Source organism: Nostoc sp., assembly GCF_036917415.1.
In the GTDB taxonomy this organism is placed as follows: domain Bacteria; phylum Cyanobacteriota; class Cyanobacteriia; order Cyanobacteriales; family Nostocaceae; genus Nostoc.
In genome coordinates this window covers 1-9,096 of record NZ_JBALDJ010000016.1, presented here as the reverse complement: position 1 = coordinate 9,096, position 9,096 = coordinate 1, and the positions used below count along the sequence as shown (strand labels likewise).

The following is a 9,096-nucleotide window of genomic DNA, read 5'->3' as shown; positions in this document are numbered from 1 at the left end:
TACCCTAGCCCGGATAGTCCCACTTTGTTTCCAACTTGATTGCCTATCAGGCAAGTCCTTTTGTCAATAGGGTTTGAGACGCGCTAACCCTGCTATACAGGTAAGGAATTTTTTTAAGCTCTAGTGCAATTCGTACTCTGTATGAAGCCGTTGAACGATAATAGCTATAAAGTTCTAACACGTATAAGTATTGATACTAGAAACAAATGTTTAATAATTTTGGCATTCTTAGCTGCCCAGATGCGATGAACCATACCAAGTAGAAGGGCTTAGAGGATGTTTGAAAAGTCCTCTTATCGGTATCAAAAGTTTTAGATCCCCCTAAACCTGCAACTCTTTTCATTTAAAAATACCTAAGCAGCAACGAAAATATCTGCATTATTGAGGTATAATCCACTATTGAGTGTAGCAATTTGGATTTTGGCGATCGCTCCTGTACCATCTTGATCGAAGAAGAGAGAACCATTACCTGTGTTGTAAATAAATCTTTGACTATTTGTAGTGGCTGCTGTACCGATCGCAAATTTATTGGCAGCGATCGCCGCACCAGCAACTAGCTCTCCACCAAAACCAGCCGCAGAGACAACAATCGTATCATCCAGTACGTTAAAATCAGTAATCCGGTCGATTCCTTGACTGCGAGAGTTGAAAGTAAAGCGATCGCCTCCAGCACCACCTGTCAATATATCGTTGCCAGTACCGCCAACTAGGATGTCATTCCCAGCCCCACCATTGAGCTGATTGTTAGCACTGTTACCTGTAATTGTATTGTTGAGATTGTTACCAGTGCCGTTGATTGCAGATGTGCCTGTTAGAACCAGGTTTTCTAAATAAGCTGAACCCAAGTTAAAGCTAAAGGAAGACTCAACTGTGTCTACACCTTCACCAGCATATTCATAGATATCTACGTAATTATCGGCGTTGCATATATAGCGATCGTTGCCAGTGCCGCCATATAGGGTATTATAGCCAGCGCCACCAACTAGGATGTCATTACCAGCACCACCATCGAGTATGTCATTACCAGCGCCGCCATCGAGATTGTCATTCCCAGCTTTTCCATTGATGACATCATTCCCGCCCTGGCCAGAAAGATAATTATTGTATTCATTCCCTGTGAGAGTGTCATTAAAGTTACTTCCTATGGCATTTTCAACAACACATACACCTCCTTGGGAATTAGCGATCGTAAATCCTCCACTAACACCAACAACTTGACTAATGAAGCCGCCAGCATTAGGGTCGTTATTCGCCAAAGTAGCATTGTTCAAGTCAATAATCACCGAATTACTTGCTCCTTGACCAGATATGGTATCTGTTCCACCTGCATCCCAAATACAAGACCAATACGTTCCCACACCATTAAAGGATGGAAGCAAATAAACGTTATTAGCTGTGTTACTTGTCCGATTGATCCCGTAAATATGTTGGATGGCTGCGATATCAAATGCCATTGGCCCTGCTGCAAATCCCCAATTTGCTTCATATCCAGGGGAATAGGAACTTTGAATATCAACGTAAGACATGATTGTCGTCACAAACTGATTAAGATTCAAGTCGCCAGAATCATCAGAGCCTTCAACACCAGGAAAGATAGAAGAGCTTCCTCCATTGTCGTGAGGATGAGCTAATCCCAAAGCATGACCAATTTCGTGGATAAAAGTGTCGTAGTAGTAGCTACCAACTAAGAGTTCTGAATCAGGATAATTTTGGTAAGACTCCCAGTTAATTAGAACATCTCCTTCTGCAAAAAGGTTAGAAGATTCTCCTGGTGGCTCTGTTTGACCTAGTACGTCATCACTGCCAAGAATGGAAGAATCAACACTATGAAAGGTTAACTCAGCTTGAGAATCATTAAAACCAGAATACTCTAGCTGGAAGTTAGCGACATTAGCCCAGGACTTGATTGCATTAGTAAAGGCATTTCTTTCAGGGTTATCGAAGTTGTCATCCCAAGACTTATTATCAACAAACGAATAAGTAATTTTTCTATTGTCGTTTTCAATCTTCCAACGACTGCCCCATAGTAAGCTGTCTACATAGATTGAACCAGTATTAGGAACATCAACAACAGAACCAACAAAATTAGACATCTGTTTCTCCTTTCCAGAATTGAGATGGTTATTTCAAAGGGTTTGGCGTAGATATAGCTAGGTTTTTACTAAATATAAGTAGAAGTAAAATCCCTTAGAGCTTTGCATTTTGCGTGTTAGTATGATTATGCTTGTAACTGGAGTTACAAACTCATTCACATACAGAATAAAAAAAGTACAAAAATTAGTCATTCACCTTTTATGCAGTCTTATATGCAAGATGATGTATGTAAGATTGCAGAAAACTGCATTGTAATTTAGCCCGTTGTATTGTCAAAATTACAAAGTTACAAAAGATAGTATAAGTATTGGTGGCAATTTAAGGATTAATACTGAAAAGTTGATTGTCTGTGATATGGGTACAGTTTTTGTAAGCAGTGAAAAAACAAGGCAAGCAGGCAGTCTAGAAATTAATACTCGTTTCATCAGCTTAGATAATCAAGGAGCGATCGCACATACGCTCTAGCAATAACTGCCTTCTCTTATAAATTTTGGAAATTGTATTTAATTTACTAATTAGGTTTTGTTTTTCTGATAAAGTTTACTAAAGCCAAGTTTTACTTCTTCTTTGTACTACCACGATCGCATCGTAATCATAAGTGATTAACCGGACGTGATATCATTTTGTCCTTCTTAGTCTAAAGTCCAGTTTAAATCTCGGCGATTAAACTTACTGAAAAATCGACTTTTCCGATCTAAAAAAGACATAATAAATTTTCTAGCTCATCAGTGGTGAATAATTTTTTAGTTGGAAGTCCCTTAACCTGGCGGGGCTGCTTCTTCAAAAGGACGGATAATCGCCGGAGCTGGTGTAACTTCTGGTTTAAAGATTCCCTGCAATGCTTGTTCTAAGGTTTGCGCCATGACAATCCGGTTTTCGTAAGCCACTACTACCCGTACCAAGGTTGGCAGACTATTCTGTGTGGCTTCTAGATAGATTGGCTCGACATACAATAGCGATTGCTCAATGGGAATTATTAGTAGATTGCCTTGAATAGCTCTCGAACCCTGGCGATTCCACAAGGAAATTTGCTGAGAAATTACTGGGTCTTGGTTAATTCGCGCCTCGATTTGCTCTGTTCCATAAATCAGGCGTTCTTTAGGAAAGACATATAGCACCAACTTACCGTAGTTTTTGCCATCCGATCGCGCCGCTAACCAAGCAATTAAATTAGTCCGTTGTTTGGGAGTATAGGGTAGAAGCAGAATAAATTCTTCAAAGTCTACAGTAGGTAGGCTAGTAATCAAATAATACGGATCTACTGGACGGGGTTCGCTACCATAGATTTCATTAGGAATTTGCCACTGGTCTTCCCGGTTGTAAAATACTTGGGGGTCGGTCATGTGGTAGATCATCAACCGCTCAGATTGAATTTTGAAAAAGTCCTCTGGATACCGGGTATGACTGCGGAGATTGACTGGCATTGTACTGAGCGGTTTGAACATATTGGGAAATATCGCTGACCAAGTGGTAATGATTGGATCGCTACGATCGGCAATGTAAAACTTCACAGTGCCGTGATAGGCATCAATCACTACTTTGATAGAATTACGAATGTAGTTGATCCCATCGCTACCAGTGTCTGAGTAGGGATAGCGATCGCTCGTTGTGTAAGCATCAACAATCCAATAAAGATAACTGGGATTACTTGGGAAATCTTGATTAGCAGCAGCAGCAACTAAATAGGGGTCGCTGTCAAATTTGAGGAAGGGTGCGATCGCTTGAATTCTTTCCTTGACATTTCGTCGCAGTAGCACTCTTGTATCTGGCAAAAAGTTCCGTGTCAGCACCATCTGCCAATCTTTCAAATACATCGCAAATAGCCACCGTCGCCATACTGAACCGATTTCAACACCACCTAGACCCTCGTAAGAGTTGTAAACATTATCACTACCGCTAGGATAGTCTAGCTCTCTAACTCTTGTGCCAGTCATTACATAAGTATTAGTAATCTCACCGTAATAAATCCGGGGTTGCCCAATCGGAATACTTTGACGAACGGCCTGATTAGAAGTTGTGAGGGCGCTACTATTACCGCTAATATCTTTAACAAAATATTCTGGTAGCCCACCCGGCCCAACTGTATTAACTGGACTAACAGTAAACCCGAAACCGTGGGTATAAATTAAATGGCGATTAACCCATGTTTGAGCTTCCTGTGGTACGGCACTGTAATCTAATTCTCGTGCGGCAATCAGTACCTGCCGCCGTTCTGTTGATTCAACTGCTTCCTGCTTAGGTTCTGGCGGCTTTGGTGGGGCAGATGGTCGGGAGGAAGTTACATCTGTTTTGAGAGTATATCGATCGATATCGGCATCGGGGAACTGATAATACGGGCGAATTTGTTGCAGTTGACGGTTAGTTTCTAACAGTGGTCGCTCATCCCACAGGCGAATATTCCGAATTGTCGAGTCATGCTTTTGAATATCAGCTTCAGTCAGTGTTCCTTGCGGGTTGAAGCTTCTAGAATCGATCGCTTCTAAATCGAATGCTTGGCGAGTCAAGGCAATAGTCCGCTGAATGTAGGGTTGTTCTCGTTGCAACTCATTAGGTTGGACAATTAAATATTGCACTACAGTAGGTAAAACAACATCAGCAGCTACAACTATTACTAGATAAACCCCTAAGCCGTAAAATACCAAGGGACGATACTGAGATTTGGGTTTCCAGAAAAATGTTCGCCAAAGTAGGTAAAAGGCGATCGCTACTGCTACAATGCACAAGACGGTGTAAGCTGGCAACTGGGCTGTCACATCGGTATAGCTAGCACCATAACTCACACCACGGCTAGAATACACGAGTTCATAGCGACTTAGCCCATAACTCAGAGCCACTACCAGCATCAACAAGCCACCCATACCGAATAAATGACGCTGCTGCTGGGGCGAAAAACCAGGGAAAATTCCCTGACTCAAACTATCCGCCGACAAGAGATAAGTGAGAGTAACGGCGACGAAGCCATACAAACATAATCCCATCAGCCAGAGTTCTAACAGTTCCCAAAAGGGTAAGGAAAATACGTAAAAGCTGATATCTCGACCAAATAAAGGCTCAGTGCTGTTGAAAAGAGTGGGGTGGAAATATTGCAGCACCTTTGGCCAGTGTCGGAATATGATGAAGGCAAAAATGGGACTGGAAAGAATTGCGATCGCAGTCAGTAAAAATTGAGGATAGATTAAGATGGCGATCGCTACTCCCACAATTAAACCGAGATACCAGACTTGAGAGACAATCTGCCTCAAAAGTTGCCAGATTGTCTCCGGTCGGAATAGGGCGGGAATGGGTAGAATAGCCTGATTAACTGGAGAATGCCAGTAGAAAAGAGCAATTTGACCATAGTGAGCCAGCATTAACCCAATCAACAAGCTCAGTATCAGAGTTAAGGGTAATAACCAGCGCAATTTTAATGCTTGAAAGCGTTGCGGCCCAAGTATCCGGGTTTCGTTGCGTCTTGGATAATTAGGACTGAGAAAATTTGTTAATTCACTGTTGAGTTCTGCTTGCTCAATCTTTAGAGATTGGGAATATTTTAGCCGTTGTGCTAGAGCCAGGTTTAGCAGTAGATAGGCAGCACTTATTCCAGCCACAACTACCCACAAAATACCACGAGTCACCAGCCTCAACAAAAATACTTGGAGATAGCCGACTTCTTGAAACCAAAAAATCTCTGCTCCCAGGCGGGAACCCAGATCCAACAGTAGCCACAGCCCCAAGAATCCGATTAATAGTCTAAAGCCCCATTTCCAATACATTTGATTCACCATCATTTATCCTTAGAACTCGGTTGTTACAGTTCAAGGCACAAAGTTCCGAGTTCCCAGCCTCAAGCTTGCTGATTAGAAGTCTATTTTCCTGTTCTACTGTCCTTACTTGCTACCTCCCTAAAAGGCTTTGGGAAGTCCAGCTTGTTTCAAAACTCCGTTGGCGGTATGGCGTGACTTGATGGTTCCGTCTACAACAAAGCGACGATCTGTGATTGGACTGTACCAGATTTCATGATCTCCTTTGCCTTGCCGTTCAAAGTAGCACCCAACTTCTGAAAGCATCTTTTTCAACTCAGGAGTAAACGACGCACCCATCTATGAAGCCACCTTAATGAACTCTTGTCGATGGCTGGTTAACTCAAAGGTGATAGAACCCACATAGTCAGGAGGGACAATTTTGTTGATAATGATCAGTTCTGGAATTATTTCTCGCAGCTTTTGCGTCAGAACCTCAATCGTAGAAGCTTCTGTTACTAATCCAGGTACGTCATCACTAGTTGCTACCCAAACTTCTGCATCTGAATCCCAAAATGCTTCAACCTTAAATGTGATTTGTGCCATTATTGAGTGCTTACAACGTAGTTCCAGTTTAGAACATCCGAGTTCTCAGAGTAAGCGTAGACGCACCATTAGACTACAAGCGATGTCTACGACGGGACGGGTTACGCCAACGCATCTTTGCTCTAAATTCGTAGATAAACTAAAGTAAAGTTATCGTGAGCTAAAAAAGCATGATGTCTTCGCTTCCCGTCAACGACGCTCAAAATAATTTACAAGAACTGATAGACCAAGTTGCACAGCAGGGTAAGCCTGTGATCATTCAGGGTGAACGTGGTAATGCGATTCTGCTTGCGGAAAAAGACTGGTCTGCAATTCAGGAAACTCTTTACTTGTTATCTATACCTGGAATGGGAGAATCTATCAAAGAAGGACTAGCAACTCCGATCCAAGAATGCGATGATGAGTTAGATTGGTGAGTCAGCGCAGTAATGGAGAGCCACTTCCGAATTCTGAAAAACTGAGTTGGAGGTTGGTTTACACAAAACAAGCGCAAAAAGATGCTAAGAAGTTAGCTTCTAGTAGTTTAAAGGAAAAAGCTGAGGAGTTGCTTGTAGTTCTTAAAAAAAATCCTTTTCAAAATCCTCCACCTTATGAAAAGCTGGTTGGTGATTTATCAGGTGCGTATTCTCGCAGGATAAACATACAGCATCGGTTGGTATATGAAGTCATCGAATCCGAACAAGTAGTCAAGATAATTCGGATGTGGACGCATTACGAGTAAGTTTTAGGTAGTTGATGAGATAATTTAATTTTGGGGTTGATCCGAACTTGATATTAATTGTGCTTAACTCTTAAATAATCGCCCTTCATTCACAATAATTGACCCTTGGATCTCGGTTGTTACAGTTCAAAGGTCGAAGTTCCGAGTTCAAAGGTCGAAGTTCCGAGTAAAAAGGTCGAAGTTCCGAGTTCAAAGGTCGAAGTTCCGAGTAAAAAGGTCGAAGTTCCGAGTTCAGAGGTCGAATTTCCGAGTAAAAAGGTCGAAGTTCCGAGTTCAAAGGTCGAAGTTCCGAGTTCAAAGGTTGAACTTCCGAGTTATGAAGGTGAAAACTGGAATTCTGAGCCTCAACATTGGAGATTAGAAGTTTATTTCTCCTGTTTTCTTCTCATTAATCCCCTCTTTTATCTTCTTCTTTACTCCAAACATATTTACGGCAGACTTCGCAAGCGGCTTTTGCCTCCTCTGTTGGCGGATTGGTGAAGATGGGATGGTAACGCAACCTGTTGCAACAGACTTGCAACCATGCACGCCAACCACCGCGCCAAAACCGCACTGTGCCGTCACGACCGCCACTGACAATCGTCTGCCCATCGCCGCTGATGGCCACAGAATAGACAGAACCTTCATGACCACACAAAGGTTCAGCCAAGGACTGACCTTGCAAGTTCCACAACCGCACTGTGCCGTCACGACCGCCACTGATAATCGTCTGCCCATCGCCGCTGATGGCCACAGAATAGACAGAACCTTCATGACCACGCAAAGGTTCAGCCAAGGATCGACCTTGCAGGTTCCACAACTGCACTGTGCTGTCACGACCGCCACTGACAATCGTTTGCCCATCACTGCTGATGGCCACAGAATAGACAGAACCTTCATGACCACGCAAAGGTTCAGCCAAGGATCGACCTTGCAGGTTCCACAACTGCACTGTGCTGTCACGACCGCCACTGACAATCGTCTGCCTATCGCCACTGATGGCGACACAATGGATAGAATCTTCATGACCACACAAAGTTTCAGCTAAGGGAATACCTTGCAGGTTCCACAACTGCACTGTGCTGTCACGACCGCCACTGACAATCGTCTGCCCATCGCCACTGATGGCGACACAATGGATAGAATCTTCATGACCACGCAAAGGTTCAGCTAAGGCAATACCTTGGCGGTTCCACAACCGCACTGTGCCGTCACGACCGCCACTGACAATTGTCTGCCCATCATCACTGATGGCCACAGAATTAACAATACCCTCATGACCACGCAATAGTTCAGCTAAGGGAATATCTTGGCGGTTCCATAACCGCACTGTGCCGTCACGACCGCCACTGACAATTGTCTGCCCATCACTGCTGATGGCCACAGAAGTAACCCAACCCTCATGATCACGCAATGATTCAGCTAAGGGAATACCTTGCAAGTTCCACAACTGCACTATACCGTCACGGCCGCCACTGACAATCGTCTGCCCATCACTGCTGATGGCTACAGAACTGACATCATCTTCATGACCACGCAATGGTTCAGCTAAGGGAAGACCTTGGCGGTTCCACAACCGCACTGTGCCGTCACGACCGCCACTGATAATCGTCTGCCCATCGCCGCTGATGGCTACAGATAAGACAAAACCCTCATGACCACGCAATGGTTCAGCGAAGGGAAGACCTTGGCGGTTCCACAACCGCACTGTGCCGTCACGACCGCCACTGACAATCGTCTGCCCATCACTGCTGATGGCCACAGAATAGACCCCACCCTTATGATCGCGCAATGATTCAGCAAAAGACTGCCCTTGCAGGTTCCACAACCGCACTGTACCGTCACTACCGCCACTAACAATCGTCTGCCCGTCACCGCTAATGGCGACGGTAGTAACAGTACTCATATGACCACGCAAAGGTTCAGTTAAGGGAAGACCTTGGCAGTTCCACAACCGCACTGTGCCGTCACTACCGC

At 43.8% G+C, this 9,096-nt stretch carries 7 protein-coding genes; 2 read left to right on the top strand and 5 right to left on the bottom strand.

Features of this window, described 5'->3' with window-relative positions:
- Positions 1–353: 353 nt before the first annotated feature.
- The 4 genes from V7K41_RS01920 to V7K41_RS01905 all read right to left on the bottom strand — a co-directional run bounded on the left by V7K41_RS01920 (position 354) and on the right by V7K41_RS01905 (position 6,419).
- On the bottom strand, positions 354–2,093 hold the full coding sequence (locus V7K41_RS01920) for a matrixin family metalloprotease (protein WP_334845468.1): 1,740 nt from the start codon (positions 2,091–2,093) through the stop codon (positions 354–356).
- A gap of 759 nt (positions 2,094–2,852) precedes the next feature.
- Entirely contained in the window at positions 2,853–5,846 is a 2,994-nt protein-coding gene (locus V7K41_RS01915) for a UPF0182 family protein (protein ID WP_334845469.1), read from the bottom strand.
- Positions 5,847–5,975: 129 nt separating this feature from the next.
- Positions 5,976–6,173: a type II toxin-antitoxin system HicA family toxin gene (locus V7K41_RS01910; RefSeq protein WP_104908881.1), complete on the bottom strand. Its 198-nt coding sequence runs from the start codon at positions 6,171–6,173 to the stop codon at positions 5,976–5,978.
- Positions 6,174–6,419 (bottom strand): DUF1902 domain-containing protein, encoded by a 246-nt coding sequence (locus V7K41_RS01905; RefSeq protein WP_334845467.1) that lies wholly within the window; start codon positions 6,417–6,419, stop codon positions 6,174–6,176. It lies immediately after the preceding gene.
- 170 nt (positions 6,420–6,589) lie between these two features.
- On the opposite strand from V7K41_RS01905, the gene V7K41_RS01900 reads away from it, so the two are divergent.
- The gene (locus V7K41_RS01900) at positions 6,590–6,835 is read left to right on the top strand and encodes a type II toxin-antitoxin system Phd/YefM family antitoxin (protein WP_334845466.1); all 246 of its coding nucleotides are present in this window, start codon (positions 6,590–6,592) and stop codon (positions 6,833–6,835) included.
- Entirely contained in the window at positions 6,832–7,140 is a 309-nt protein-coding gene (locus V7K41_RS01895) for a Txe/YoeB family addiction module toxin (RefSeq protein ID WP_334845465.1), read from the top strand. The genes V7K41_RS01900 and V7K41_RS01895 overlap by 4 nt, the downstream gene beginning before the upstream one ends.
- Positions 7,141–7,528: 388 nt before the next feature.
- Here the strand turns inward: V7K41_RS01895 and V7K41_RS01890 are convergent.
- On the bottom strand, positions 7,529–9,096 hold a 1,568-nt coding region (locus tag V7K41_RS01890; protein ID WP_334845464.1), incomplete at its 5' end, for a WD40 repeat domain-containing protein.

Bases quoted from the DNA above. Each gene is read 5' to 3' on its own strand.
- V7K41_RS01920 (WP_334845468.1), bottom strand. From the start codon at position 2,093: ATGTCTAATTTTGTTGGTTCTGTTGTTGATGTTCCTAATACTGGTTCA.
- V7K41_RS01905 (WP_334845467.1), bottom strand. From the start codon at position 6,419: ATGGCACAAATCACATTTAAGGTTGAAGCATTTTGGGATTCAGATGCA.
- V7K41_RS01910 (WP_104908881.1), bottom strand. From the start codon at position 6,173: ATGGGTGCGTCGTTTACTCCTGAGTTGAAAAAGATGCTTTCAGAAGTT.
- V7K41_RS01915 (WP_334845469.1), bottom strand. From the start codon at position 5,846: ATGTATTGGAAATGGGGCTTTAGACTATTAATCGGATTCTTGGGGCTG.
- V7K41_RS01900 (WP_334845466.1), top strand. From the start codon at position 6,590: ATGATGTCTTCGCTTCCCGTCAACGACGCTCAAAATAATTTACAAGAA.